A 25,972-nucleotide genomic window follows, 5' to 3' on the forward strand; every position below is an offset into this window, starting at 1 on the left:
TCACTTCAACATCAGGAATTCCGATCAAATTGGACATGCAGAATCACTCACTCTTTCGCGCCGAAGCAACTAAAGAAGTATACATAAGAGTCAAAATCGAATATCAATTCTTCTCCACTCTCACAAAAGTACAAACCGTAAAAATGGTGATAATTACTTGAAGTTATTTTGTAGACACTGACCATTTCGTAATCGTCGGACTCTCCAAATTCATCATCGTAGATTTTCTTTATTTTTGATATATCAGGCACATTTATAGGTATCTCGCGAATAAGAGAATCCCTGTTTTTCTTAAATACATCAATGTATCTTTCAAGCTTCATCAGGCAACTCCAATGGTTTTTTGTCGATCTGCAGACTCTGATAAAGATGAAAATGCACAAATTATCAAATTTATACAGGGTCTAATTTACTTGCAATTGAATACATGTTTCGAAACTCATTGCTCCAATTTAGCAAAATACTGTAGAAGCTGACAGCATCCAGCCACACTTCGCGGATCGTTTCTACCATTTGATCGCGAGTTTGCGTATTGACGAAGGCAACGAGCCGGACCCTGTCGCCGACGTCGAACTGGAGAACGTGACTTCCGTCATCGAAGGCCTCGTCGCCATCCGGCGCCCATACCACGGCGCTTGAATGAATCGCATCGATGACTGCAGGTCTGGACAAGCCGCAATACCCGGTCCGCGGCGTATTGCGGTACATGGCACCGAGATATGCGTCCGCCACCAGGGCTGCATCGACGTCGGCAAGGGCAGGTAAGACATGCGTTCCGCGCCGACGCAGGCGATTCTCCACCTCCTGAAACGAGCAGCCGAGCATCGTGGCGTCCAGCGCCCGCACGCCGTAGACCTTTCCCCCGACGTGAAGGACGAAGTACCCGAGGGCGAGTTGCGAGCGGTTCGGGACTGCGCGTGTGATCGCGCTCTCGATGGCAAGAATGCTCACATCACCGACGAGCAAGACCGCATCTCCCCTACCGCGTCTGTAGCAAGAACTCGGATCGCACCGGACAGCCCGCCCCAGGTCGCGTCAAAGCGCCCCGCGTCCGCGCTTCAGCCGTACAATGGCGAGATCGAGCGCCGAGAGGAAGCGGGAGCGATCCTTCGGGCCGAACGGCGGAGGGCCGCCGGTGGTCATGCCGGCCGAGCGCAGCTCGTCCATCAGGTTGCGGGTCGCCAGTGCCATGCCAATGGAATCCTCGGAAAACGGCTTGCCGTAGGGCGAAAGCACGCTGGCGCCGGCCTTGACGCAGCGCGCCGCCAGCGGCACGTCGGCCGTCACCACCACCGCGCCACGGTGGGCATGCGCGGCGATGTGATCGTCGGCGACATCCGGCCCCTGCGCCACGATCACCCGCTCGATCCATGGCTCGCGCGGGACGCCGATCGGCTGGTTCGCGACGACATGAACCTTGAGGCGATGGCGCTCGGCGACCCGGTAGACCTCGTCCTTGACCGGACAGGCATCGGCGTCGACCCAGATCTCGATGGGGAGTTCGTCGGTCATGGCAGGGCGATAGTCCGGCTGGGGGCGAAAGGCAATGAGGGGCGCGCGGGCGGGGGGCCTGCCGGTTTCGATCTCGCAACCGGATCGTAGTTTTGCCCGTGCAAGATCACTCGTCATGGTCCGCGCAGGCGGACCATCCACGACCTGCGGCCGTGCGAAAACAGGCGGCGCCCGGTCGGTCATCCGTTGTCGGACCATGCGGAAGGCGGAAAGGGACGAGCCGTGTGGCCTTCGTGGGTGGTCCGCCTGCGCGGACCATGACCGAGCGCCCAACTGCTGCATACCTTCCCTTTCCGCCGATGCCTCGGCTTTTCCCTCGCCCTTCGAGACAGGCGCTGCGCGCCTTCCTCAGGATGAGGGAAAAGGACAAGCGTCTGCAAATAAAAGAGAAATTCTCGGAGGCCTCATCCTGAGGAGGGCCGTCAGGCCCGTCTCGAAGGGCGAGGCCGGGCGCACCGAGCTTCGCCGCCCTCCGGTCCGCACGGCAACAGTGCAAGCGAACGCGTCAAACGCCCCCATCGCCATCCCTCCCCCGCTAGCGCCAATGGCGGATTGGCGTGCCGCGGCTCGGGGTCTAAAAGGGGCTGATGCAGCGACCGTCCCACCGGCCATCGAGGGAGCTTCGAGCGACATGAACGCGCCGTTCGCCAATGGATACACCGGCCTCTTCCCGCTCGGCCCCGACACCACGCCCTACCGGAAGCTGACGTCGGACTACGTCTCGGTGGCGGAGTTCGAGGGCGAGGAGATCCTCAAAGTCGATCCCGAAGGCCTGCGCCTCCTCGCGGAAGCCGCGTTCATGGACATCAACCACCTGTTGCGCCCCGGCCATCTCGGCCAACTCGCGAAGATCCTCGACGATCCGGAGGCGACCTCGAACGACCGCTTCGTCGCCTATGACCTCCTGAAGAACGCCAACATTGCCGCCGGCGGCGTGCTGCCGATGTGCCAGGACACCGGCACGGCGATCGTGATGGGCAAGAAGGGTCGGCGCGTCTTCACCCGCGGCGGCGACGAGCCGGCGATCGCGCGCGGCATCCTCGACGCGTACGAGAAGAAAAACCTGCGCTATTCGCAGCTTGCGGCGCTGTCGATGTACGAGGAACGCAACACCCGCACCAACCTGCCGGCCCAGATCGACATCTATGAAGAGGGCGAGGACGCCTACAAGTTCCTGTTCATCGCCAAGGGCGGCGGCTCGGCCAACAAGACCTTCCTGTTCCAGTCGACGCCGTCGATGCTGACGCCCGACCGGCTGATCGGCTTCATCCGGGAAAAGATCCTGACCCTCGGCACCGCCGCCTGCCCGCCCTACCACCTCGCCGTGGTGATCGGCGGCACCTCGGCGGAACTGGCGCTGAAGACGGTGAAGCTCGCCTCCTGCCGCTATCTCGACGGCCTGCCGACGATGGGCTCGGAAGCCGGCCACGCCTTCCGCGACCTCGCCATGGAAGAAGAGATCTTCAAGCTGACGCAGGCGACCGGCGTCGGCGCGCAGTTCGGCGGCAAGTATTTCTGCCACGACGTCCGCGTCGTCCGCCTGCCCCGTCACGGCGCCTCGCTGCCGATCGCCATCGGCGTCTCCTGCTCGGCCGACCGGCAGGCGATGGGCAAGATCACCCGCGACGGCATCTACCTCGAGGCACTCGAAACCAACCCGGCGAAGTTCCTGCCCGAGGTCGACGAGGCGGCGCTCGGCGGCGACGTCGTCAAGATCGACCTCACCCGGCCGATGCCGGAGATCCTCGCGGAACTCTCGAAGCATCCGATCCGCACCCGCGTCTCGCTCACCGGCCCGGTGATCGTGGCGCGCGACCTCGCCCACGCCAAGCTGCGCGAGCGGGTCGAGGCCGGCGGCGACCTGCCCGACTATTTCAAGAATCACCCGGTCTACTACGCCGGTCCGGCGAAGACCCCCGCCGGCTATGCCTCCGGTTCGTTCGGGCCGACGACCGCCGGCCGCATGGATGCCTATGTCGACCAGTTCCAGGCGATGGGCGGCTCGATGGTGATGCTCGCCAAGGGCAACCGCTCGAAGCAGGTGCGCGACGCCTGCGCGGCGCACGGCGGCTTCTACCTCGGCTCGATCGGCGGCCCCGCCGCCCGCCTCGCGCAGGACTGCATCAAGAAGGTCGAGGTGGTCGAGTTCCCCGAACTCGGCATGGAAGCGATCTGGCGGATCGAAGTCGAGAATTTCCCGGCCTTCATCGTCGTCGACGACAAGGGCAACGACTTCTTCAAGGAATTGAACCTCGGGTGACGGGCTGTATGGGTCCGGAAGCGTCCCCTGGCCGTGCGGTTCTGCGGAAAGGGCGGCCCTCGCACCCGGCCTCGTCCTTCGAGACGGCCCGTTCCGGGCCTCCTCAGGATGAGGCCTCCGAGAGGTTTCTCGTGCCTTCGCAAACGGATGTCCTTTTCCCTCATCCTGAGGAAGCCGCGCAGCGGCTGTCTCGAAGGGTGAGGGAAAAGCCGGGGCCTCGTGACGGCAAGCTCAGACCGGACAGCCGGGGCCGCGCCTCCGCCCCCCGGGACCTCAGTCGCCGAATCAGTTGCTGCATTGAGCCTGCCGGCGTGATTGACCTTCAAGCCACTGGCGCCCGCCACGCTTGCTCGGCCACCTCGACAACTCGGAAACGAACGCCAACGTGGGTCTTGAGGCGCCGTTTCGACGCCCTGACCCGCTGCTGCGTGGCGCATCGGCCACAGTGCCTCCGCATCGCCGCATCCATGACGAAAACGTGACCGCAGTGCCTTGATCGGGTGGAACCCGGCGGTCAATTTCACATTCGTCATTCACTCTTGCGCGGTAGATTTTCGGTCCAGGCGAGCCGTGCCCGACACGGTAACCGGACGGTAAATCCCGTCGTGACAGGGTGATGCAGGCGTGGCGGTCGCCGGGTTTCCGGGGTGTGGCGCGCCTGCGTCGGTTATGAATTTCTCGGCAAACATCGGTGGTGCGCGGCCGTCCTCCCGGCCCTGCCCCGCCTTCACCGGATCCTGATGCACATGATGATGCGCAAGACCCTGCTTCTCGCCGCGGCGCTCCTCGTCGGTGGCGCGGCTGTCTCGTCGCCGGCCTTCGCGGCGGTCGAGAAGGACTACACCAACTTCTACGACCCGGCCGCCGGCGGCTTCGTCAAGATTCCGAAGGTGCAGCGTGCCCGCGCGTCGGAATCGCCGATCAAGCGCGAGACGATCGCCTACGAGGGTCCCTATGGCGAGGGGACGATCATCGTCAACACCGCCGAGCGCCGGCTCTACTACGTGCTCGGCGACGGCAAGGCGCTGAAGTACGGCATCGGCGTCGGCCGTCCGGGCTTCACCTGGACCGGCGCGCACCGCGTGACCCGCAAGGCCGAGTGGCCGGGCTGGACCCCGCCGCCGCCGATGCGCAAGCGCCAGCCCGACCTGCCCTACCACATGCCCGGCGGCCCGGATAATCCACTCGGCGCCCGCGCCATGTACATCGGCTCGACCATCTACCGCATCCACGGGACCGCTGAGCCGTGGACGATCGGCCAGGCCGTGTCGTCCGGCTGCATCCGCATGGCGAACGAGGACGTGATCGACCTCTACGAGCACGTCGCCGTCGGCGCCCGGGTGGTGGTTCAGCACTGATCGTTTCGAAATGTCGAAAACGAAAACGGGCGGCCGATTGGCCGCCCGTTTTGCGTTGTGATGATGGATGGGCCGTCGCCCCCTCATCCGGCCTTCGGCCACCTTCTCCCGCGAGGGGAGAAGGGAATTTCGACACCCGCTGACCCATTCCCTTCTCCCCTTGCGGGAGAAGGTGCCCGAAGGGCGGATGAGGGGTAGCAGCGCCGGCGGACAACACGCAGCGCCGCCAGAACACGCTCCCTCAAGCCTGCTCCAGCTCCACCAGCGTGCCGTTGAAATCCTTCGGGTGCAGGAACAGCACCGGCTTGCCGTGGGCGCCGATCTTCGGCTCGCCGGTGCCGAGCACGCGGGCGCCGGAGGCCTTCAGCCGGTCGCGGGCGGCGAGGATGTCGTCGACCTCGTAGCAGACGTGGTGGATGCCGCCCGACGGGCTTTTCGCGAGGAAGGCCGCGATCGGCGAGTTCTCACCGAGCGGCTCGAGCAGCTCGATCTTGGTGTTCGGCAGCTCGATGAAGACCACGGTGACGCCGTGGTCGGGCTCGGCCTTCGGCGGCGTCACGGTGGCGCCCAGCGTGTCGCGGTAGAGCGCCGTCGCGGCGCCGAGATCCGGCACCGCGATGGCGACATGGTTGAGGCGTCCGATCATTGTCATCTCCCCCGAAATCCGTCTTCGGGGACCGTCATACGCGGGCGACGACGACCTCGCAAAGTGGCTTCTTGCCCCACCTTTCGTTGACCGCCGCCCGGGCCGCGCGGCGCACCGCCTCGGCGACCAGCGCCTCATCGCGCCGGCGCTGGCGCGGGATGCTCGCCACCGCCCCGTCGACGGCGGCGCCGACGAAGTCGATGAAGAGCTCGCCGCGCTGGTCCTCGTCGGGCAGGCCGAACAGCATCACCACCGGCTCGCCGGCGGTGTCGTTGTTGGCGTCGAGCAGCACCGTGACGGCGACGACGCCGGCGAAGCTGATCTTGCGCCGCTCGGTGACGCCCGAGGCTTCCGGCGTGGTCAGGATGTTGCCGTCCTTGACGAGGATGCCGGAGAACGCCTCGCCGGCGACCTCGGCCTTGCCCGGGCCGAGGCGCAGGATCTTGCCGTTGGCACCGACCACGACCCGCGGCACGCCGCAGGCCTTGGCGAGTTCCGCGTGGGCGGCGAGGTGCAGCGGCTCGCCGTGCACCGGCACCGACACCTGCGGCCGGATCATGCCGTAGAGCCGGCGCATCTCGTCGCGGCGCGGGTGGCCGGAGGTGTGGATCAGCGCGTCGGCGTCGGTGACGATCTTGATGCGCTTGGTGGCGAGCGCGTTCTTGATCGCGCCGACGGCCTTCTCGTTGCCCGGGATGGTGCGCGAGGAGAAGATCACCGTGTCGCCGGCGCTGAGCGCCACGTTGCGGTGCTCGTCGAAGGCGATCTTGGCGAGCGCCGCGCGCGGCTCGCCCTGGCTGCCGGTCACCAGCGCGACGACGCGCTCGGGCGGCAGGTAGCCGTAGGAGTCCTCGTCGCGGAACGGCGGCAGGCCGTCGAGGTAGCCGAGTTCGCTCGCGACGTCGATGCAGCGCCGGATCGCGCGGCCGACGACAATGACCTCGCGGCCGTTGGCGGCGGCGGCGAGCGCGACGGAGCGGATGCGCGCGACGTTGGAGGCGAAGATCGTGACGGCGACCCGGCCCTTGGCGGCCGCGATCACCTCCGAGATGCCCTTGCCGACGTCGCCTTCGCTGGGGCTGGTGCCTTCGCGCGGCGCGTTGGTCGAATCGCAGACCATCGCCAGCACGCCCTCGTCGCCGATCTCGGCGAGGCGGGCGAGATCGATCGGCAGGCCGACGACCGGGTCGAGGTCGATCTTCCAGTCACCGGTGTGCAGCACGGTGCCGACCGGCGTGCGCAGTACCAGCGCGTTGGGCTCGGGCAGCGAGTGGGAGACCGGCACGATCTCGACGTCGAACGGTCCGAGCTGCAGCCGGTCGCCCTGGCGCACGACGGTGACCGGGATCTTGGGCGCACCACGTTCCATGCTGCGCTTGGCTTCGAGCAGCGCGGCGGAGAACGGCGTCATGTAGACCGGCACGCCGAGCTTCGGCCAGAGGTCGTACAGCGCGCCGTAGTGGTCCTCGTGCGCGTGGGTGATGACGAGGCCGACGACGTCGTCGAGGTTCTTCTCGATGAAGCGGACGTCGGGCATCACGAGGTCGATGCCGGGCAGTTCAGGCCCGGCGAAGCTGACGCCGCAGTCGACCATCAGCCATTTTCGCGCCTTCGGCGGACCGAAGCCGTACAGGCCGAGGTTCATCCCGATTTCGCCGACACCGCCGAGGGGAAGGAAGACCAGTTCGTCCGTCGGCTCTGTCACGCGTGACCTCCAGTGGCGCCCGCCCCTGCGGCGGTGCCGAAAAATACGTCGCCCGCCGATATGGTCTCGATCCGGCCGTCGGCAAGCCGAAGCAGCAGCCGGCCGGCGGCGTCGAGCGCCTCGAAACGGCCTTCCAGCGTGCGCGCGGGCATGCGCACCCGGATCGTCTCGCCCAGTCCGCGGGCACGGGCCAGCCAGGCCGCGCGAACCGCCTCGAACCCTTCGAGGCGCCATTCGCCGAGCCGGCGGGCCACCGCCACGGCGAGCACCGCAAATACCTCGTCCGCCGACGCCGGAACACCGATCGCGGCAAGACTCGTTGCGGGATACTCGATTTTTGCCGGGAAGTGGCGACAATTGACGCCGATACCCACGACAACGACGCGGGACCGCCCGTCGTCGGCGCCTTCGAGCAGGATGCCCGCCAGCTTGGCGCCGTCAAAGACGAGGTCATTCGGCCATTTGATGGCGAGCTGGCCGCGCTGCAAGGGCGGAAGCAGTTCCGCAACGGTGTCATGCACACCGAGCGCGATCACCAGCGGCAGTTCACCGAGCCGGTCGGCCCGCACGGGGTCGCGCAGGAGCAGGCTGGCGAAGAGATTGCCCTCGTCCGAGGTCCACACCCGGCCCTGCCGGCCGCGCCCGGCGCTCTGCCGCCGCGCGGTGATCCAGAGGCCGCCGGGCTCGCCGGCGCGGGCGGCATCCAGTGCCGCTGCGTTGGTCGAGGCTGTCTCTTCCAGTTTCAGCACCCGGAAGCCGTCGGGCAGGACCGCCGCCGGCGGCGCGCCAGCGGTCAAAACAGCGACCGCGCCGCCGCCTGTGCGGCATCGCTCAGCGGGCCCGAGACGAGGCCGAAGAAGATGACGAAGGCGGACGAGAGGCCGAGCACCACGCGGAGTTCCGCTGGCATCGCCTTGAACGCCCCGGCCGGCTCGTCGAAGAAGATGATCTTGACGATGCGCAGGTAGTAGTAGGCGCCGACGACGCTGGTGACGACGCCGATGACGGCGAGCCAGTAGAGTTCGGCCTCGACGGCGGCGACGAAGACGAAGTACTTCGCGAAGAAGCCGGCGAACGGCGGGATGCCGGCGAGCGAGAACATGATCATCGCCAGCAGGAAGCCCATCACCAGGTTGTTGCGGGCAAGGCCCGACAGGCCCGAGATCTCCTCGACCATTCCGTCCTCGCGGCGCATGGCGAGGATGCAGGCGAACGCCCCGGCAGTCATCGCGAGGTAGGTGGCGAGATAGATCAGCACGCCCTGCACGCCGGTGGCGGTGCCCGCGGCGAGGCCGACGAGCGCGTAGCCCATGTGACCGATCGAGGAATAAGCCATCAGGCGCTTGATGTTGGTCTGGCCGATCGCGGCGAAGGCGCCGAGCGCCATCGAGGCGATGGCGACGAAGGCGATGATCTGCTGCCAGTCGGTCAGCGCCGGCTGGAACGCATCGATCACGGTGCGCGTCAGCACCGCCATCGCGGCGATCTTCGGGGCAGCGGCGAAGAAGGCCGTCACCGGGGTCGGGGCGCCTTCGTAGACGTCCGGCGTCCACATGTGGAACGGCACCGCCGACACCTTGAAGGCGAAGCCGGCCATCATGAAGACGAGGCCGAAGACGAAGCCGATCGATGCGCCGTCCGCGGTCAGCACGGCCCGGATGCCGGCGAAATCGGTGTGGCCGGTGAAGCCGTAGACCAGCGAGGCGCCGTAGAGCAGCATGCCCGACGAGAGCGCGCCGAGCACGAAGTACTTGAGGCCGGCCTCGGTCGAGCGCAGCTGGTCGCGGTTGATCGAGGCGACGACATAGAGCGCCAGCGACTGCAGTTCGAGGCCGAGATAGACCGAGATCAGGTCGCTCGCCGAGATCATCATCATCATGCCGAGCGTCGCGATGACGATCAGCACCGGATACTCGAAGCGCTCGAACTTCTCGGCGCGGGCGTAGGCGACGGACATGGCGATCGCCACCGCCGAACCGATCAGCACCAGTACCTTCAGGAAGCGGGCAAAGCCGTCCATGACGAAGGCGCCGTCGAAGGTGACGCCGTCGGCGGGCAGCAGCACCATCACCGCGGCGGCGACGATCAGCAGCGCCACCGCCATGCCGGTGACGACGTCGGTCGAGTTCTCGTCCCGGAACACGCCGACCATCAGCAACACGAGCGCGCCGACGCCGAGCAGGATCTCGGGCAGCGCCGGCATCAGAGCGGGAAGAGCGAACATCGGCTGGTCCTTATCGGCGGCTGGGTCGGCGGCTGGGTCGGCGGCTGGCCCCCGGCGGCGACGGCCGCGGCGGCAACGGGTCATCGGGAGGACCGCGGCGGGGGCGAAGCGCGCCCTCGCCGCAGCGGGGTCAGTGGGCGATCGCCGCGGTCTGCGCGGCGGCGTCGATCGCCGCCTGGTAGTTTTTCACGAGCGAGTCGACCGAGGCTGCCGTCGCGTCGAGGATCGGCAGCGGGTAGATGCCGTAGTAGATGACGAGCACCACCAGCGGCACCAGCAGAGCCTTCTCGCGCCCCGAGAGGTCGAGAATGCCCTTCAGGCTGTCCTTGGTGAGTTCGCCGAACACGACCCGGCGGAACAGCCAGAGCGCATAGCCGGCCGAGAGGATGACGCCGGTCGCCGCGAAGAAGGCGACCCAGGTGTTGGCCTCGTAGGCGCCCATCAGCGTCAGGAACTCGCCGACGAAGCCGCTGGTGCCCGGCAGGCCGACGTTGGCCATGGTGAAGATCAGGAACACCGTGGCATAGGCCGGCATGCGGTTGACGAGGCCGCCATAGGCCGTGATCTCGCGGGTGTGCATGCGGTCGTAGACGACGCCGACGCAGAGGAACAGCGCGCCGGAGACGAGGCCGTGCGAGATCATCTGGAAGATCGCGCCCTGCACGCCCTGCTCGTTCAGCGCGAAGATGCCCATGGTGACGAAGCCCATGTGCGCGACCGACGAATAGGCGATCAGCTTCTTGATGTCGTCCTGCATCAGCGCGACCAGCGAGGTGTAGATGATCGCGACGACGGAGAGGGCGAACACCATCGGCGCGAAGTCGGCCGAGGCGAGCGGGAACATCGGCACCGAGAAGCGCAGGAAGCCGTAGCCGCCCATCTTCAAGAGGATGCCGGCGAGGATCACCGAGCCGGCCGTCGGCGCCTCGACGTGGGCGTCGGGCAGCCAGGTGTGCACCGGCCACATCGGCATCTTCACCGCGAAGGAGGCGAAGAAGGCGATCCACAGCCAGGGCTGCATCGCCGCCGGGAACGGGTGCTGCAGCAGCCGGGTGATGTCGGTGGTGCCGGCATCCCAGTACATCGCCATGATGGCGACGAGCATCAGCACCGAACCGAGCAGCGTATAGAGGAAGAACTTGTAGCTGGCGTAGAACCGCCGCTTGCCGCCCCAGACGCCGATGATGATGAACATCGGGATCAGGCCGCCTTCGAAGAAGACGTAGAACAGCACCGCGTCCAGCGCGCAGAAGACGCCGATCATCAGCGTCTCGAGCACGAGGAAGGCGATCATGTACTCCTTCACCCGGTACTCGATCGACCGCCAGCTGGCGAGGATGCAGAACGGCATCAGGAAGGTGGTGAGGATGACGAACAGCACCGAGATGCCGTCGACGCCCATCCGGTAGCTGACGAAGTCACCCATCCAGCGGGCTTCCTCGACGAGCTGGAAGCCGGGGTTGGTGGCGTCGAAGCGGGCCCAGACGAACAGCGACACGAGGAAGGTGAAGACGGTCGTCGTGAGGGCGACCATCTTGATGTTCCGGATCGCCACCTCGTCGTTGGCACGGTTCCAGAGGATCAGGAACACGCCGGCCAGCGGCAGGAAGGTGACGATCGAGAGGAGCGGCATGTCGCCCATCAGTTGGCTCCCCCGTGGAACATCGCCCAGGTGATCAGGGCGGCGACGCCGATCAGCATCGCGAAGGCATAGTGGTAGATGTAGCCGGTCTGCAGCCGGACGACGCGGGCGGTGACGTCCTGCACGCGGGCGGCGATCGCGTCGGGGCCGAGCCCGTCGATGATCCGCCCGTCGCCGACCTTCCAGAAGGTGCGGCCGATCCACTTCGCCGAGCGCACGAACAGGATGTCGTAGAGCTCGTCGAAGTACCACTTGTTGAGCAGGAACTGGTAGAGCGCGTCATGCCGGGCGGCGAGCCGCTTCGGCGCGTCGGGATCACGGATGTAGAACTGCACCGCGACGAGGAAGCCGCCGATCATCGCGACGAGCGGGGCGAGCTTCACCCACAGCGGCACGTGGTGGATCGCCTCGAGGATCGCGTGTTCGCCCTCGCCGAGGTAGAGGGATTCCTTCCAGAAGCCGTGCGCGCCCTCGCCGATGAAGCCGCCGGCGAAGATGATGCCGGCGAGCAGCGCGCCGGCGCTGAGCACGTAGAGCGGGATCAGCATCACCGGCGGGCTCTCGTGCGCATGCTTCATCACCTCGGCCGACGCGCGCGGCTTGCCGAAGAAGGTGAGGAAGGCGAGGCGCCAGGAGTAGAACGAGGTCAGCGCCGCCGCGACGACGGTGAGCGTGAAGGCGTAGCCCGCGAAGGCGTTCTCGCCGACGAACGCCGCCTCGATCACCGCGTCCTTCGAATAGAAGCCGGCGGTGAAGGGGAAGCCGGTCAGCGCCAGGGTGCCGATCGTCATCATCCAGAAGGTGACGGGGATCTTCTTGCGCAGGCCGCCCATCTTGCGCATGTCCTGCTCGCCCGACACCGCATGGATCACCGATCCGGCGCCGAGGAACAAGAGCGCCTTGAAGAAGGCGTGCGTGAAGAGGTGGAAGATCGCGATCGGATAAGCGCCGACGCCGAGCGCGACGAACATGTAGCCGAGCTGCGAGCAGGTCGAATAGGCGATCACGCGCTTGATGTCGTTCTGCACCAGGCCGACCGTGGCGGCGAAGAAGGCCGTCGTCGCGCCGACCAGCGTCACCACGGTGAGCGCGTCGTGCGAGGTCTCGAACACCGGTGACAGGCGGGCGACCATGAACACGCCGGCCGTCACCATGGTGGCGGCGTGGATCAGCGCCGACACCGGGGTCGGGCCTTCCATCGCGTCGGGCAGCCAGGTGTGCAGCAGGAACTGCGCCGACTTGCCCATCGCGCCCATGAACAAGAGCAGGCAGATGATGGTCGCCGCGCTCCACTCCGAGCCGAGGAAGGTGAGCGTCGCGCCCTCGAGCGTCTCGACGTTGGCGAAGATCGCGTCGAAGCTGATCGTGTTGAAGAAGACGAAGACGCCGAAGATGCCGAGCAGGAAGCCGAAGTCGCCGACGCGGTTGACGATGAAGGCCTTCATCGCCGCGGCGTTGGCGGAGGGCTTCTTGTACCAGAAGCCGATCAGCAGATAGGAGGCGAGACCGACGCCCTCCCAGCCGAAGAACATCTGCAGCAGGTTGTCGGAGGTCACCAGCGTCAGCATGGCGAAGGTGAACAGCGACAGATAGGCGAAGAAGCGCGGCCGCGCCGGGTCGTGGCTCATGTAGCCCATCGAGTAGAGATGGACGAGGAACGACACCGAGTTGACGACCACCAGCATGACGACGGTGAGCGTGTCGATGCGGAAGGCCCAGTTGGCGGCGAGTTCGCCGGAGACGATCCAGGTGAGGACCGGCACCGTGAACGCCTCGCGCTCCGAGAAGCCGACGGTGAAGAAGGCGATCCAGGACAGGATCGCGACGACGCCCATCAGCGAGGTGGTGATCAGTTCGGCCGGGCGCGAGCCGGGGGCCGGCTCCTCGTGGTCGCCGTGGCCGTGGTCGTCGGCATGGGCGTCGTGCCCGTGCGCCGCGGCGTGACCGTGACCGTGGCCGTGATCGTGGTGTCCGTGCCCGTGGCCGTGCCCTTCCGGCGCCGGCGGCACCGTGTCCATCGCGCCCTTGAGGGCGATGGCACCGGCGATCAGGAAGCCGATGAGCGGCAGGAAGACGATGAGGGAATACATCATCAGCCCTTCATCATGTTGATGTCTTCCACGGCGATCGAGCCGCGGTTGCGGAAGAAGACGACGAGGATGGCGAGGCCGATGGCCGCCTCGGCGGCGGCGACCGTCAGCACGAACAGCGCGAACACCTGGCCGGTGAGATCGTTGAGGAACGACGAGAACGCGACGAGGTTGAGGTTCACGGCGAGCAGGATCAGCTCGATCGACATCAGGATGATGATGACGTTCTTCCGGTTGAGGAAGATGCCGAGGATCCCGAGCGTGAACAGGATCGCCGCGACCGAGAGGTAATGGGACAGTCCGATGTCCATGACGTCGTGCCCTTGCGTTTCGTTGGGTGAGGTACGAGGCGGCGGTGCCGCCTCAGAGGCCCTTGCCCGTTTCAACCTTGCGGATCTCGATGGCGGTCTCGCGCGTCCGCCCGACCTGGGCGCTGATGTCCTGGCGCTTGACGGCCGGCTTGTGGCGCAGCGTCAGCACGATCGCGCCGATCATCGCGACGAGCAGCACCATGCCAGCGGCCTGGAAGAAGTAGACGTAGCGGGTGTAAAGCACCTGCCCGATCGCCTCGATGTTCGAGACCTCGGCGGGATCTGGGATCGGCATCGAGCCGGTCGCGATCGCCTCGGGCGACAGCACCCAGGCGCCGACCACGAACAGCAGCTCGATCAGGAAGACGATACCGATCAGCACGCCGATCGGCAGGTACTGCAGGAAGCCCTGGCGGAGCTCGGCGAAATCGACGTCGAGCATCATCACCACGAACAGGAACAGCACCGCCACCGCGCCGACGTAAACGACGACGAGCACCATGGCGAGGAACTCGGCCCCGAGCAGCAGGAACAGGCCCGCCGCATTGAAGAACGCGAGGATCAGGAACAGCACCGAGTGCACCGGATTGCGCGACGAGATCACCATCACGGCGGAGGCGATGGTGACCCCGGAGAAGATGTAGAAGAAGAGTGCCTGGATCATCGTGCCACCGTCCCCCGGACGACCGTGCGAGCCGAAAGAAAAACGAACCGGGACGTCATGGTCCACGCAGGCGGACCATCCACGAAGCGGCGGCTGTCCACCGCTCGTCCGCTGCTGTCGATCTCTGGTCCGCCGTGCATCTGCCTGTTCACTTGCCGCGTCCGTTCTCGTGGATGGTCCGCCTGCGCGGACCATGACCTTGTCGCCGTCAGGGAAGGAAAGCCTTCCCTCTCCCCTGCCCGCCTCAGCGGTACGGGGCGTCGATCACCATGTTGCGCGCGATCTCGCGCTCCCAGCGGTCGCCGTTCGCGAGCAGCTTGTCCTTGTCGTAGTAGAGCTCTTCGCGCGTCTCGGTCGCGAACTCGAAGTTCGGGCCCTCGACGATCGCGTCGACCGGGCAGGCTTCCTGGCAGAAGCCGCAGTAGATGCACTTCACCATGTCGATGTCGTAGCGCGTCGTGCGGCGGGTGCCGTCGTTGCGGCGCGGACCGGCCTCGATGGTGATCGCCTGCGCCGGGCAGATCGCCTCGCACAGTTTGCAGGCGATGCAGCGCTCTTCGCCGTTCGGATAGCGGCGCAGGGCGTGTTCGCCGCGGAAGCGCGGGCTCACCGGTCCCTTCTCGAAGGGGTAGTTGATCGTCGGCTTCGGCTTGAAGAAGTAGCGCATGGCCAGGAAGAAGGCCGATACGAACTCCCGGAGGAACAGCGACCTTGCGGCCTGATCAAGTCTCATCGGCAGAACCTCGAACGTCGTTTCTCGGCCGGACGCGGGGAGCGATCGGCGCCGCCAGCTCCCGCGGCAGGGTGCCGGCAGCATGCCCGCGGATCACCGCGGGAATGCGACGGCGCGGTCGGAACCCGCGTGGTCCGGCTCACCCGGCCCAGCCGGTGAGCTGGAGCACGCCGGCGACGATGACGACCATCGCCAGCGAGATCGGCAGGAACACCTTCCAGCCGAGTCGCATCAGCTGGTCGTAGCGATAGCGCGGCACCATCGCCTTCACCATCGCGAACATGAAGAAGCCCAGCATCACCTTCAGTGCGAACCAGACGATGCCCGGCACCCAGTTGAAGGGCGGGAAATCCAGCGGGGGCAGCCAGCCGCCCATGAACAGGATCGCCATCATCGCGCACATCAGGGTGATGGCGACGTATTCGCCGAGCATGAACATCATGTACGGGGTGGAGCCGTACTCGACCATGAAGCCGGCGACCAGCTCCGATTCCGCCTCGACGAGATCGAAGGGCGGCCGGTTCGTCTCGGCGAGCGCCGAGATGAAGAAGATCACGAACATCGGGAAGAGCGGCAGCCAGTACCAGTTGAGGAACGTCAGCCACGGCAGCCCGATCGCCGTCGCGAGCCCGACCTGCTGCGCCTCGACGATGCGCGAGAGGTTCAGCGAGCCGGCGCAGAGCAGCACCGTGATGATGACGAAGCCGATCGAGACCTCGTAGGACACCATTTGGGCCGCCGAGCGCAGCGCCGACAGGAACGGGTACTTCGAGTTCGACGCCCAGCCGCCCATGATGATGCCGTACACCGACAGCGACGAGATCGCGAAGATGAACAGGATGCCGACGTTGATGTCGGCGATCACCCAGCCGGCGTTGACCGGGATTACCGCCCAGGCGAGCAGCGACAGCACCACGGTGACGAGCGGCGCGAGCAGGAAGATGCCCTTCGACGAGCCGGACGGGATCACCGGCTCCTTCAGGACGAACTTCAGCAAGTCGGCGAACGACTGGAACAGGCCCCAGGGGCCGACGACGTTCGGCCCGCGCCGAAGCTGCACCGCCGCCCAGATCTTGCGATCGGCGTAGAGGATGTAGGCGACGCAGACGAGCAGCACGACCATGAGCAGCAGGCTCTGGGCGACCATCACCACCAGCGGCCAGACGTAGGATGACCAGAATCCGTCCATCGGTTCGATTTCCCGTTATTCCGCTGCGGCCTTGGCCTGTCCGCTCGCCAGCGCCGAACACTCGGCCATGATGGCCGAGGCACGGGCGATCGGGTTGGTGAGGTAGAAGTTGCGCACCGGGCTCGCGAACGGTGCCGAGGACGGCGTGCCACCGACGGCGGCGAGGCCCTCGATAGCCGAGGCGTCGGCGACGAGCAATTCGTCGATCGCCGCAAACTCGGGCCGCGCCGCGTAGAGCGCCGCGCGCAGGGCGGGCAGCGAATCGAACGGCAGGCGGTGGCCGAGCACGTCCGACAGCGCCCGGAGGATCGCCCAGTCCTCGCGCGCCTCGCCCGGCGGGAAGGCGGCGCGCAAGCCGACCTGCACCCTGCCCTCGGTATTAACGTATGTGCCGGACTTTTCCGCATAGACCGCGCCGGGCAGGATCACGTCGGCGCGCTGCGCCCCCGCATCGCCGTGGCTGCCGATGTAGACGACGAAGCTGCTGCCGAGCGCCGTGGTGTCGATCTCGTCGGCGCCGAGCAGGAACAGCACGTCGAGCCCGCCGCTGCCGGCGGCCGACAGCATGCCGGCAACGTCGCGGCCGCCCTCGCCCGGCACGAAGCCGAGCTCGAGGCCGCCGACGCGGCTCGCCGCGGTGTGCAGCACCGAAAAACCGTTCCAGCCCTCGCCGATCGCACCGACGTCGACGGCGAGCTTCGCCGCCGCCGAGAGCACCGCGAGGCCGTCCGGCCGGGCGAGCGCGCCTTGGCCGACGAGGATCATCGGTCGCTTCGCCGCCTTCAGCACGTCGAGGAACGCCGCATCGAGTGAGGTGAGCGAATCGGGGCCGGCGCCGAGATAGGTCGCGGGATAGGTGAGGTCGGTGCGCTCGCCGATCACGCCGATCGGGAAGGCGCCCATGCGCCAGCGCTTGCGGATGCGGCTGTTGAGCACCGCCGCCTCGACGCGCGGGTTGGAGCCGATGATCAGCAGGGCGTCGGCGTCCTCGATGCCCTGGATGGAGGCGTTGAAGAGATAGGAGGCGCGGCCGAAGGCGGGATCGAGCGCGGTACCGTCCTGGCGGCAGTCGATGCTGGTGACGCCGAGGGCGCCCATCAGCGTCTTCAGCGCGAACATCTCTTCCACGCTGGCGAGATCGCCGGCGATGGCGCCGATCCGGTCCGGGCTCTTGCCGGCCATCGCCTGCTTCACCGCGGCGAAAGCCTCACCCCAGCTCGCCGGCTGGAAGCGGCCGCCGACGCGGACGTAGGGCCGGTCGAGGCGCTGGGTCTTGATGCCGTCCCAGATGAAGCGCGACTTGTCGGAGATCCATTCCTCATTCACCGCCTCGTTGAGGCGGGGCAGCACGCGCATCACCTCGCGGCCGCGCGTGTCGATGCGGATCGCCGAGCCAACCGCGTCCATCACGTCGACGGATTCGGTCTTGGTGAGCTCCCAGGGGCGCGCCTTGTAGGCGTAGGGCTTCGAGGTCAGCGCGCCGACCGGGCAGAGGTCGATGACGTTGCCCTGCAGCTCCGAGCTCATCGCCTGCTCGAGATAGGTGGTGATCTCGGCATCCTCGCCGCGGCCGATCAGGCCGAGGTCGGTGACGCCGGCGACCTCGGTGGTGAAGCGGACGCAGCGCGTGCAGTGGATGCAGCGCGTCATGATCGTCTTGACCAGCGGCCCGATGTACTTGTCCTCGACGGCGCGCTTGTTCTCGGCAAAGCGCGAGCTGTCGACGCCGTAGGCCATCGCCTGGTCCTGCAGGTCGCACTCGCCGCCCTGGTCGCAGATCGGGCAGTCGAGCGGATGGTTGATCAGCAGGAATTCCATCACGCCCTCGCGGGCCTTTTTCACCATCGGCGTCTTGGTGAAAACCTCCGGCGGCTCGCCGTTCGGGCCGGGACGCAGATCCTTCACCGCCATGGCGCAGGAGGCGGTCGGCTTCGGCGGGCCACCCTTCACCTCGACGAGGCACATGCGGCAGTTGCCGGCGACCGACAGGCGCTCGTGAAAACAGAAGCGCGGCACTTCCGCCCCCGCCTCTTCGCACGCCTGCAGAAGCGTCGCGTCGGGAGAGACGTCGATCACGGTTCCGTCGATGCTGATCTTCGCCATCACTTCGCCTCTTGAGCCGCGGTGTAGGCGGCAATCATGTCCGTCACCGGGATGCCGTCGATGGTCATCCCACTGAGCCGGCTCGCCTCGATCGAGGCCCCGGCGAGATCCACTTGCGTCAGTCTCAGGCCCGCCAGATTGGCGTCGTTGATCCTGAGGCCGGCGAGATTGCAGTCGTCCACCCGCCAGCCGGACATGTTCACGTCCTTGAAGGTGGCGCCCGACAGATTGACGTCCTCGAAGGTGACCCCGGAAAAGTTGACGTCGCGCAGGCCCGACCCGGACAGGTCGGATCTGGTGACGTCGAGCCGGTGCTTCTCCTCGTGGATCTTCACGTCGTCACTCCGCCGCCTGCATCACCTTCGCGCCGTGGTGCGCGTCGATGCGCGCCTCGATCACGTCGCGGAAGTTCTTGATCAGGCCCTGAATCGGCCAGGCCGCCGCATCGCCGAGGGCGCAGATGGTGTGGCCCTCGACCTGCTTGGTCACCTGGAACAGCATGTCGATCTCGCGCTTCTGCGCCTCGCCGGTGACGAGCCGCTCCATCACGCGCCACATCCAGCCGGTGCCCTCGCGGCACGGGGTGCACTGGCCGCAGCTCTCGTGCTTGTAGAAGTGGCTGAGCCGGGCGATCGCCTTGATGACGTCGGTCGACTTGTCCATCACGATCACCGCCGCGGTGCCGAGGCCGGAGCCGAGGCCGCGCAGGCTGTCGAAGTCCATCGGGCAGTCGATGATGCTCTCGGCCTTCACCATCGGCACCGACGAGCCGCCGGGGATGACGGCGAGCAGGTTGTCCCAGCCGCCGCGGATGCCGCCGCAGTGCTTGTCGATCATCTCGCGGAACGGGATGCCCATCTCCTCCTCGAAGGTGGCGGGCTTGTTCACGTGGCCGGAGACGCAGAACAGTTTGGTGCCGGTGTTGTTCGGCTTGCCGAGGCCGGCGAACCAGGCGCCGCCGCGGCGCAGGATGGTCGGGGCGACCGCGATCGACTCGACGTTGTTCACGGTGGTCGGGCAGCCATAGAGGCCGACGTTGGCCGGGAACGGCGGCTTCAGGCGCGGCTGGCCCTTCTTGCCCTCGAGGCTTTCGAGCAGCGCGGTCTCTTCGCCGCAGATGTAGGCACCGGCGCCGTGGTGCACGTAGAGGTCGAAGTCCCAGCCCGAGCCGCAGGCATTCGCCCCGAGCAGCCCGGCCTCGTAGGCCTGGTCGATCGCCGCCTGCAGGTGCTCGCGCTCACGCACGAACTCGCCGCGGACGTAGATGTAGCCGGCGTGCGCGCCCATGGCGAAGCCGGCGATCAGGCAACCCTCGACGAGGTGGTGCGGGTCGTGGCGCAGGATCTCGCGATCCTTGCAGGTGCCGGGCTCGGATTCGTCGGCGTTCACCACGAGATAGTGCGGCCGGCCGTCGCTTTCCTTCGGCATGAAGGACCACTTCAGGCCGGTCGGGAAGCCGGCGCCGCCGCGGCCGCGCAGGCCCGACGCCTTCATCTCGCTGATGATCCAGTCGCGACCCTTCTCGATGATCGCCTTCGTGCCGTCCCAGGAGCCGCGACGGCGTGCGCCGTCGAGGCCCCAGTCGTGGCGGCCGTAGATGTTGGTGAAGATGCGATCCTTGTCAGAGAGCATGTCGTCGAACCTTGAATTCGCTGCCGCCCGTCCAAACGTCCAGAGAACCGCCGCGGCTCGCCGCGGCGGCAGAAATCAGACCGGCCGGTCGCCGTCGGGGTCGGTCGGGCGCCAGCCGCCGGCGAGCTTGCGGGCCTGCTCGACCCACTTGTCGCGCGAGGCGCGCCCGCGGAACGTGCCGAGACGCTGGTCGACCCAGGCGATGTTCTCGTCGTTCCAGCCGGCGATCTGGTCGAAGCGATAGACGCCCATCTCGTGCAGCATGGCCTCGAGCTTCGGGCCGACGCCCCAGATCAGCTTCAGGTCGTCGGCCGGACCCTCCGGCGCCGCCGTCAGCAGTTCGGGACGATGCTCGTCGTCGACCGGGCTGATCGCGCGTTCCTCGGAGATCGGCTCGGAACCCGAGATCTCGGTCTCGTCGCCGTCGCCCGGCTGGGCGCGGACGACTTCCTCGTCGGCGCGGCCCTCGCCGGTCGGGCGGCCGGCATGCTCGTGGCTCGCCTCTTCGGTCGCGGGCGAGACGCCGGCGGTCGCCGCTTCCGGCACCACCGCATCGGCCTCGGCCAGCGTCGGCGCCTCCGGCTCGGCGGCGATCGGCGCTTCGACGGCGGCGGGCTTGCCCTTGTAGAGGTCGGGATCGGTCAGCGTGGTGTCACCGCCCTCGGCGGCCGCGTACCAGCGCCCGTTCTGCGGGCCCGGCGTCGGCATGCCGCCGGCCGCGAAGGTGTCGAGCAGCGCCTCGAAGGTCTCGGGCGTCAGGTCCTCGTAGGTGTCCTTGACGACCTGGACCATCGGTGCGTTCACGCAGGCGCCGAGGCACTCGACCTCTTCCCACGAAAAGGCGCCGTCGGCCGACAGCTCGTGCGCGTGCGGGGCGATGCGCGACTTGCAGATCGCGATCAGCTCCTCGGCTCCGCGCAGCATGCAGGGCGTCGTGCCGCAGACCTGGATGTGCGCCTTGGCGCCGACCGGCTGCAGCTGGAACATCGTGTAGAAGGTCGCGACCTCGAGCACGCGGATGTACGGCATGCCGAGGAAATCGGCGACGCGGCGGATCGCCGGCTCCGAGACCCAGCCCTCCTGCAACTGGACTTGCCAGAGCAGCGGAATTACGGCCGAAGCCTGCCGGCCCGGCGGGAACTTCTTCACCGCGGCAGCAGCAAACGCCTGCGTTTCGGCCGAGAATTCGAAGCTCTCGGGCTGGTCTTTGTAAAGGCGGCGGACGGCCATCAGCGATCGACCTCTCCGAACACGATGTCGAGCGAACCGAGGATCGCCGACACGTCGGCGAGCATGTGACCCCGGCAGAGGAAATCCATCGCCTGCAGGTGGGCGAAGCCCGGGGCGCGGATCTTGCAGCGGTAGGGCTTGTTGGTGCCGTCGGCGACGAGGTAGACGCCGAACTCGCCCTTCGGCGCCTCGACGGCGGTGTAGACCTCGCCGGCCGGCACGTGAAAGCCCTCGGTATAGAGCTTGAAGTGGTGGATCAGCGCTTCCATCGAGCGCTTCATCTCACCGCGCTTCGGCGGCGCGACCTTGCCGTCGGCCGAAGAGATCGGGCCCTTCTCGACGCGCAGCTTCTCGATGCACTGCTTCATGATGCGCACCGACTGGCGCATCTCTTCCATGCGGATGCAGTAGCGGTCGAAGCAGTCGCCGTTCTTGCCGATCGGAATGTCGAACTCGAACTCCGAATAGCACTCGTAGGGCTGCGACTTGCGCAGATCCCACGCCGCGCCCGAGCCGCGCACCATGACGCCCGAGAAGCCCCACTTCCACGCGTCTTCGAGGCTGACGACGGCGATGTCGACGTTGCGCTGCTTGAAGATGCGGTTGTCGGTGAGCAGGCCCTCGATGTCGTCGAGGGTGGCGAGGAACGGGTCGCAGAAGTCCCAGATGTCCTCGATCAGCCGGTCGGGCAGATCCTGGTGCACCCCGCCCGGGCGGAAATAGGCGGCGTGCATGCGGCTGCCGCTGGCGCGCTCGTAGAACACCATCAGCTGCTCGCGCGGCTCGAAGCCCCAGAGCGGCGGGGTCAGCGCGCCGACGTCCATCGCCTGCGTCGTGACGTTGAGGAGATGCGAGAGGATGCGGCCGATCTCGGAGTAGAGCACGCGAATGAGCTGCGCCCGGCGCGGCACCGTGATGCCGGCGAGCTTTTCCACCGCGAGGCAGAAGGCATGCTCCTGGTTCATCGGAGCGACGTAGTCGAGCCGGTCGAAGTAGGGCAGCGCCTGCAGGTAGGTCTTCACCTCGATCAGTTTCTCGGTGCCGCGATGCAGCAGGCCAATATGCGGATCGACGCGCTCGACGACTTCACCGTCGAGCTCGAGCACGAGGCGAAGAACGCCATGCGCCGCAGGATGTTGCGGCCCGAAGTTGATGTTGAAGTTGCGGACTTCTGCCTCGGCCATCGCCGGCGCCCCTCAGTTCGCCTTCGCCTTCTCGTCGCCCGGCAGCACGTAGTCGGTGCCCTCCCACGGCGAGAGAAAGTCGAAATTGCGGAATTCCTGGTTGAGCCGCACCGGCTCGTAGATCACGCGCTTCACCTCGTCGTCGTAGCGAACCTCGACGAAGCCGGTGAGCGGGAAATCCTTGCGCAGCGGATGGCCCTCGAAGCCGTAGTCGGTCAGCAGCCGGCGCAGCTCGGGGTGGCCCGAGAACAGGATGCCGTAGAGGTCGTAGGCCTCGCGCTCGAACCAGTCGGCACCGGGATAGACCGAGGTGATCGACGGCACCGGCGAGACGTCGTCGGTCTCGAGCTTGACGCGGATGCGCGCGTTCTGGCGCGGCGACATCAGGTGATAGACGACGTCGAAGCGCTTTTCGCGCGCCGGGTAGTCCACGCCGCAGACGTCGATGAGGTTCCAGAACTGCAGGCCATGGTCGCCGTAGAGCACGCGCATCACATCGAGGATCGCGGTGCGGCCGACGACGAGGGTCAGCTCGCCATAGGCGACCGACAGGCCGCCCGCATGCTGCGGCAGCGCCTCGCGAATGCGGTCGGCAGTCTCGGACAGGGCTTCGTTCATCGCTCAACTGCCTCGAATGAGGGTCCTGCGGGCCGTTGCCGGCCGGTCCATCGCACCGCGCGGCTGTCCCGCGCGGTGCCGTTCGCCTGTCTTACGTCACCGTTCGATGGTGCCGGTACGGCGGATCTTCTTCTGCAGCAGCAACACGCCGTAGAGCAGCGCCTCGGCGGTCGGCGGGCAGCCGGGGACGTAGATGTCGACCGGGACGACCCGGTCGCAGCCGCGCACCACGGCGTAGGAGTAGTGGTAATAGCCGCCGCCGTTGGCGCAGGAGCCCATCGAGATGACGTAGCGCGGCTCCGGCATCTGGTCGTAGACCTTGCGCAGCGCCGGGGCCATCTTGTTGGTCAGCGTGCCGGCGACGATCATGACGTCGGACTGACGCGGACTGGCGCGCGGCGCGAAGCCGAAGCGCTCTGCGTCGTATCGCGGCATCGACATCTGCATCATCTCGACGGCACAACACGCGAGACCGAAGGTCATCCACATCAGCGAGCCCGTGCGGGCCCAGTTGATGAGGTCGTCGGTCGCGGTGACGAGAAAGCCCTTGTCGGCGAGCTCGTTGTTGATGTCGAGGAAGAAGGGATCGTTGGCGCCGATCGGGCGCCCGGTGGCGGGGTCGATCACGCCTTTCGGAGCGGGGGCGACGAGCGGTGCCTGACCGGTCAGTCCCATTCGAGGGCTCCTTTTCTCCACTCGTAGATGAAGCCGATGGTGAGGACGCCGAGGAAGACGATCATCGACCAGAAGCCGAACAGGCCGATATCGCCGAAGGCGACCGCCCAGGGAAACAGAAACGCCACTTCGAGATCGAAGATGATGAAGAGGATCGCCACCAGATAGAACCGGACGTCGAACTTCATGCGCGCGTCATCGAAGGCGTTGAAGCCGCATTCGTAGGCCGACAGCTTTTCCGGATCGGGGTTCTTGTAGGCGACGATGAAGGGAGCCACCAGAAGCGCGAGGCCGATCACCAGCGCGACGGCCATGAATACGACGATGGGAAGATATTCCCGCAAAAGTCCGTCCATGCTACCCCTGCCCTGCCTTGCCCTTGCGTGGGCCCTGTCCGGGTCCGGTCCCGCCGTCCCGCCCGGCCGGGAGCTGTCCGGCAAAGGCCTGGGGCGACGGTGCTTGGCGTTCTCGGCGCGCCGTCGTCGCGCCACGATTCCGAACTTATCCTGCTGACGGTCGCGGTCAACGGCGCCGTTCGGACCACAGTCCCGGGACGTTTCGTCCGCAACGAGCGGGCGTCGGCCGGAGGCGGGGCGAGGTTCGAGCCGGCTGCGACCGCAGAACCCGCGACCGGCCCGGCGCGCCCTCGACGACGACGCCCGGAGGGCGGGTCGGATCGGCTGCGGCCGGACGACCAAACGCGTCCCGCTGTCGTCGCGAGGACTATCGCAGCCCCTTCTGTTTCGCAAGTGCGTAGAACTATTCGCAACTGCGCGAGCGTCAGGGCTGCCATCCGGGCGGCGCACGGACATGCGCAGCGACGGACAGGGCCCACGAAAATGCTTGCGCGGCTCCGGCCGATTTCCGCTATAGCCGGGGCAATTCCCCTGCTTTTTGGATGCCCTCGGCCATGCGCCTGCCCACCCTCGACGATATCCGCGATGCCGCCCGCCTGATCGACGGACGGGTGATGCGCACGCCCTTCGTCGCCGCCCCGAAGCTGTCGCAGCTGACTCGCGCCGAGGTGTTCGTCAAATACGAGAACATGCAGGTCACCAACGCCTTCAAGGAGCGCGGCGCGCTGGTGAAGCTGATCGGGCTGACCGACGCCGAGCGGGCGCGCGGGGTGATCGCGATGTCGGCCGGCAACCATGCCCAGGCCGTCGCCTACCACGCGGCAAGGCTCGGCATCGCGGCGACCATCGTGATGCCGGTGACGACCCCGCACGTGAAGGTGCAGGCGACCGAGGCGCACGGCGCCCGCGTCATCCTCGAGGGCGAGCTCGTGTCGGATGCGCAGGAGGCCGCCGAGCGCATCTCCGCCGCCGAAGGCATGGTCTGGGTGCACCCCTACGACGACTTTGACGTCATCCGCGGCCAGGGCACCATCGCGCTGGAGATGCTGGAAGACGTGCCAGATCTCGGCATGATGGTGGTGCCGGTCGGCGGCGGCGGCATGATCGGCGGCATGGCGATCGCCGCCAAGGGCATCCGCCCGGACGTCGCGATGATCGGCGCCGAGACGAAGCTCTATCCGGCGATGTGGGCGGCGCTGCGCGGCATCGAGATGCCGTCGGGTGGCAACACGCTCGCCGAAGGCATCGCCGTGCGCAACGTCGGCCACCTCACCACGGCGATCGCGCGCGAGGTGGTCGACGACATCGTCCTCGTCGAGGAGCCGATGATCGAGCGGGCGGTCAACGCCTACCTCACCCTGCAGAAGACCATCGCCGAGGGCGCCGGCGCCGCCGGGCTCGCGGCGATGTTCACCGACCCCGAGCGCTTCCGCGGCAAGAAGGTCGGCCTCGTGCTCTGCGGCGGCAACATCGACCCGCGCCTGCTCGCCTCGGTGCTGATGCGCGAGCTCGCCCGCGAGGAACGCATCGTGGCGATCCGCATGAACCTGCCCGACCGCCCCGGCGTGCTCGGGGACATCGCGACGCTGATCGGCTCGGCGGGCGGCAACATCCTCGAAGTCTCGCACCGCCGCACCGTGCTCGACATCCCGGCGAAGGGCGCCTCGCTCGACGTCACCTTCGAAGCCCGCAACGGCCGCCACGCCGAAGCGGTCTGCGACGCGTTGCGCGCGCGCGGGTACGGGGTGATGCGGCTGCAGAGTTATTGAGGGTCCCTTCTCCCCACGACGGTTTCCCTTCTCGATCTGTCGGAGAAGGTGCCAACGGTTTCCCTTCTCCC

24 protein-coding genes are annotated in these 25,972 nt (G+C 66.9%); 3 read left to right on the forward strand and 21 right to left on the reverse strand.

Going from position 1 to position 25,972, the window contains the following annotated elements; translation table 11 throughout:
• Positions 1-47 precede the first annotated feature (47 nt).
• From I5731_RS20110 to I5731_RS18225, 3 genes are all read right to left on the reverse strand, one after another.
• Positions 48-323 carry a DUF7683 domain-containing protein gene (locus tag I5731_RS20110; RefSeq protein WP_456238114.1) on the reverse strand — a complete coding sequence of 92 codons (276 nt, stop codon included), beginning with the start codon at positions 321-323 and terminating at the stop codon, positions 48-50.
• Positions 324-393: 70 nt separating this feature from the next.
• A complete protein-coding gene (locus I5731_RS18220) occupies positions 394-966 on the reverse strand; it encodes an Imm42 family immunity protein (protein WP_197312841.1) in 573 nt (190 codons plus the stop codon).
• 69 nt (positions 967-1,035) lie between these two features.
• On the reverse strand, positions 1,036-1,512 hold the full coding sequence (locus tag I5731_RS18225; protein WP_197312842.1) for a YaiI/YqxD family protein: 477 nt from the start codon (positions 1,510-1,512) through the stop codon (positions 1,036-1,038).
• A 631-nt stretch (positions 1,513-2,143) separates the two neighbouring features.
• Between I5731_RS18225 and I5731_RS18230 the strand changes: the two genes are divergently transcribed.
• Positions 2,144-3,772, forward strand: coding sequence for a fumarate hydratase (locus I5731_RS18230; RefSeq protein ID WP_197312843.1), 1,629 nt, complete (start codon positions 2,144-2,146; stop codon positions 3,770-3,772).
• Positions 3,773-4,524: 752 nt separating this feature from the next.
• Positions 4,525-5,130: a L,D-transpeptidase gene (locus tag I5731_RS18235; protein ID WP_407941862.1), complete on the forward strand. Its 606-nt coding sequence runs from the start codon at positions 4,525-4,527 to the stop codon at positions 5,128-5,130.
• A gap of 241 nt (positions 5,131-5,371) precedes the next feature.
• Here the strand turns inward: I5731_RS18235 and mce are convergent, their stop codons facing one another.
• From mce to I5731_RS18325, 18 genes are all read right to left on the reverse strand, one after another.
• Positions 5,372-5,776 (reverse strand): methylmalonyl-CoA epimerase, encoded by a 405-nt coding sequence (gene mce / locus I5731_RS18240; RefSeq protein ID WP_197312845.1) that lies wholly within the window; start codon positions 5,774-5,776, stop codon positions 5,372-5,374.
• Positions 5,777-5,810: 34 nt separating this feature from the next.
• The gene (locus I5731_RS18245) at positions 5,811-7,421 is read right to left on the reverse strand and encodes a ribonuclease J (protein ID WP_197313112.1); all 1,611 of its coding nucleotides are present in this window, start codon (positions 7,419-7,421) and stop codon (positions 5,811-5,813) included.
• Positions 7,422-7,477: 56 nt separating this feature from the next.
• The gene (locus tag I5731_RS18250) at positions 7,478-8,278 is read right to left on the reverse strand and encodes a biotin--[acetyl-CoA-carboxylase] ligase (RefSeq protein WP_197312846.1); all 801 of its coding nucleotides are present in this window, start codon (positions 8,276-8,278) and stop codon (positions 7,478-7,480) included.
• Entirely contained in the window at positions 8,275-9,705 is a 1,431-nt protein-coding gene (nuoN, locus tag I5731_RS18255) for an NADH-quinone oxidoreductase subunit NuoN (RefSeq protein WP_197312847.1), read from the reverse strand. Before nuoN ends, I5731_RS18250 begins: the two co-directional genes overlap by 4 nt.
• 130 nt (positions 9,706-9,835) lie before the next feature.
• On the reverse strand, positions 9,836-11,347 hold the full coding sequence (locus I5731_RS18260) for an NADH-quinone oxidoreductase subunit M (protein WP_197312848.1): 1,512 nt from the start codon (positions 11,345-11,347) through the stop codon (positions 9,836-9,838).
• Positions 11,347-13,437: an NADH-quinone oxidoreductase subunit L gene (gene nuoL / locus I5731_RS18265; protein WP_197313113.1), complete on the reverse strand. Its 2,091-nt coding sequence runs from the start codon at positions 13,435-13,437 to the stop codon at positions 11,347-11,349. Before nuoL ends, I5731_RS18260 begins: the two co-directional genes overlap by 1 nt.
• Before the next feature lie 2 nt (positions 13,438-13,439).
• Positions 13,440-13,748: an NADH-quinone oxidoreductase subunit NuoK gene (gene nuoK, locus I5731_RS18270; protein ID WP_197312849.1), complete on the reverse strand. Its 309-nt coding sequence runs from the start codon at positions 13,746-13,748 to the stop codon at positions 13,440-13,442.
• Positions 13,749-13,800: 52 nt separating this feature from the next.
• The gene (locus I5731_RS18275; protein ID WP_197312850.1) at positions 13,801-14,412 is read right to left on the reverse strand and encodes an NADH-quinone oxidoreductase subunit J; all 612 of its coding nucleotides are present in this window, start codon (positions 14,410-14,412) and stop codon (positions 13,801-13,803) included.
• A gap of 244 nt (positions 14,413-14,656) precedes the next feature.
• The gene (gene nuoI / locus I5731_RS18280; protein ID WP_197312851.1) at positions 14,657-15,145 is read right to left on the reverse strand and encodes an NADH-quinone oxidoreductase subunit NuoI; all 489 of its coding nucleotides are present in this window, start codon (positions 15,143-15,145) and stop codon (positions 14,657-14,659) included.
• Positions 15,146-15,284: 139 nt separating this feature from the next.
• A complete protein-coding gene (gene nuoH, locus I5731_RS18285) occupies positions 15,285-16,334 on the reverse strand; it encodes an NADH-quinone oxidoreductase subunit NuoH (RefSeq protein WP_197312852.1) in 1,050 nt (349 codons plus the stop codon).
• Between the two features lie 15 nt (positions 16,335-16,349).
• The gene (gene nuoG, locus I5731_RS18290) at positions 16,350-18,437 is read right to left on the reverse strand and encodes an NADH-quinone oxidoreductase subunit NuoG (protein WP_197312853.1); all 2,088 of its coding nucleotides are present in this window, start codon (positions 18,435-18,437) and stop codon (positions 16,350-16,352) included.
• Positions 18,437-18,772: a pentapeptide repeat-containing protein gene (locus tag I5731_RS18295; RefSeq protein WP_197312854.1), complete on the reverse strand. Its 336-nt coding sequence runs from the start codon at positions 18,770-18,772 to the stop codon at positions 18,437-18,439. The genes nuoG and I5731_RS18295 overlap by 1 nt, the downstream gene beginning before the upstream one ends.
• Before the next feature lie 4 nt (positions 18,773-18,776).
• Complete coding sequence (gene nuoF, locus I5731_RS18300) at positions 18,777-20,069, reverse strand: NADH-quinone oxidoreductase subunit NuoF (RefSeq protein WP_197312855.1); 1,293 nt, start codon at positions 20,067-20,069, stop codon at positions 18,777-18,779.
• A 75-nt stretch (positions 20,070-20,144) separates the two neighbouring features.
• Entirely contained in the window at positions 20,145-21,299 is a 1,155-nt protein-coding gene (nuoE, locus tag I5731_RS18305) for an NADH-quinone oxidoreductase subunit NuoE (RefSeq protein WP_197312856.1), read from the reverse strand.
• Positions 21,299-22,483, reverse strand: coding sequence for an NADH-quinone oxidoreductase subunit D (locus tag I5731_RS18310; protein WP_197312857.1), 1,185 nt, complete (start codon positions 22,481-22,483; stop codon positions 21,299-21,301). The genes nuoE and I5731_RS18310 overlap by 1 nt, the downstream gene beginning before the upstream one ends.
• A gap of 12 nt (positions 22,484-22,495) precedes the next feature.
• On the reverse strand, positions 22,496-23,101 hold the full coding sequence (locus I5731_RS18315) for an NADH-quinone oxidoreductase subunit C (protein WP_197312858.1): 606 nt from the start codon (positions 23,099-23,101) through the stop codon (positions 22,496-22,498).
• 96 nt (positions 23,102-23,197) lie between these two features.
• The gene (locus I5731_RS18320; protein WP_197312859.1) at positions 23,198-23,776 is read right to left on the reverse strand and encodes a NuoB/complex I 20 kDa subunit family protein; all 579 of its coding nucleotides are present in this window, start codon (positions 23,774-23,776) and stop codon (positions 23,198-23,200) included.
• A complete protein-coding gene (locus I5731_RS18325; RefSeq protein ID WP_197312860.1) occupies positions 23,767-24,132 on the reverse strand; it encodes an NADH-quinone oxidoreductase subunit A in 366 nt (121 codons plus the stop codon). Before I5731_RS18325 ends, I5731_RS18320 begins: the two co-directional genes overlap by 10 nt.
• Positions 24,133-24,686: 554 nt before the next feature.
• Between I5731_RS18325 and I5731_RS18330 the strand changes: the two genes are divergently transcribed.
• Complete coding sequence (locus tag I5731_RS18330; RefSeq protein ID WP_197312861.1) at positions 24,687-25,901, forward strand: threonine ammonia-lyase; 1,215 nt, start codon at positions 24,687-24,689, stop codon at positions 25,899-25,901.
• Positions 25,902-25,972: the final 71 nt, after the last annotated feature.

The sequence above is a fragment of the Methylobrevis albus genome (assembly GCF_015904235.1).
Classification (GTDB): Bacteria; Pseudomonadota; Alphaproteobacteria; order Rhizobiales; family Pleomorphomonadaceae; genus Methylobrevis_A; species Methylobrevis_A albus.

Bases quoted from the DNA above. Each gene is read 5' to 3' on its own strand.
- I5731_RS20110 (WP_456238114.1), bottom strand. From the start codon at position 323: ATGAAGCTTGAAAGATACATTGATGTATTTAAGAAAAACAGGGATTCT.
- I5731_RS18225 (WP_197312842.1), bottom strand. From the start codon at position 1,512: ATGACCGACGAACTCCCCATCGAGATCTGGGTCGACGCCGATGCCTGT.
- I5731_RS18230 (WP_197312843.1), top strand. From the start codon at position 2,144: ATGAACGCGCCGTTCGCCAATGGATACACCGGCCTCTTCCCGCTCGGC.
- I5731_RS18235 (WP_407941862.1), top strand. From the start codon at position 4,525: ATGCGCAAGACCCTGCTTCTCGCCGCGGCGCTCCTCGTCGGTGGCGCG.
- mce (WP_197312845.1), bottom strand. From the start codon at position 5,776: ATGATCGGACGCCTCAACCATGTCGCCATCGCGGTGCCGGATCTCGGC.
- I5731_RS18245 (WP_197313112.1), bottom strand. From the start codon at position 7,421: ATGAACCTCGGCCTGTACGGCTTCGGTCCGCCGAAGGCGCGAAAATGG.
- nuoN (WP_197312847.1), bottom strand. From the start codon at position 9,705: ATGTTCGCTCTTCCCGCTCTGATGCCGGCGCTGCCCGAGATCCTGCTC.
- I5731_RS18260 (WP_197312848.1), bottom strand. From the start codon at position 11,347: ATGGGCGACATGCCGCTCCTCTCGATCGTCACCTTCCTGCCGCTGGCC.
- nuoL (WP_197313113.1), bottom strand. From the start codon at position 13,437: ATGTATTCCCTCATCGTCTTCCTGCCGCTCATCGGCTTCCTGATCGCC.
- nuoK (WP_197312849.1), bottom strand. From the start codon at position 13,748: ATGGACATCGGACTGTCCCATTACCTCTCGGTCGCGGCGATCCTGTTC.
- I5731_RS18275 (WP_197312850.1), bottom strand. From the start codon at position 14,412: ATGATCCAGGCACTCTTCTTCTACATCTTCTCCGGGGTCACCATCGCC.
- nuoI (WP_197312851.1), bottom strand. From the start codon at position 15,145: ATGAGACTTGATCAGGCCGCAAGGTCGCTGTTCCTCCGGGAGTTCGTA.
- nuoH (WP_197312852.1), bottom strand. From the start codon at position 16,334: ATGGACGGATTCTGGTCATCCTACGTCTGGCCGCTGGTGGTGATGGTC.
- nuoG (WP_197312853.1), bottom strand. From the start codon at position 18,437: ATGGCGAAGATCAGCATCGACGGAACCGTGATCGACGTCTCTCCCGAC.
- nuoF (WP_197312855.1), bottom strand. From the start codon at position 20,069: ATGCTCTCTGACAAGGATCGCATCTTCACCAACATCTACGGCCGCCAC.
- nuoE (WP_197312856.1), bottom strand. From the start codon at position 21,299: ATGGCCGTCCGCCGCCTTTACAAAGACCAGCCCGAGAGCTTCGAATTC.
- I5731_RS18310 (WP_197312857.1), bottom strand. From the start codon at position 22,483: ATGGCCGAGGCAGAAGTCCGCAACTTCAACATCAACTTCGGGCCGCAA.
- I5731_RS18315 (WP_197312858.1), bottom strand. From the start codon at position 23,101: ATGAACGAAGCCCTGTCCGAGACTGCCGACCGCATTCGCGAGGCGCTG.
- I5731_RS18320 (WP_197312859.1), bottom strand. From the start codon at position 23,776: ATGGGACTGACCGGTCAGGCACCGCTCGTCGCCCCCGCTCCGAAAGGC.
- I5731_RS18325 (WP_197312860.1), bottom strand. From the start codon at position 24,132: ATGGACGGACTTTTGCGGGAATATCTTCCCATCGTCGTATTCATGGCC.
- I5731_RS18330 (WP_197312861.1), top strand. From the start codon at position 24,687: ATGCGCCTGCCCACCCTCGACGATATCCGCGATGCCGCCCGCCTGATC.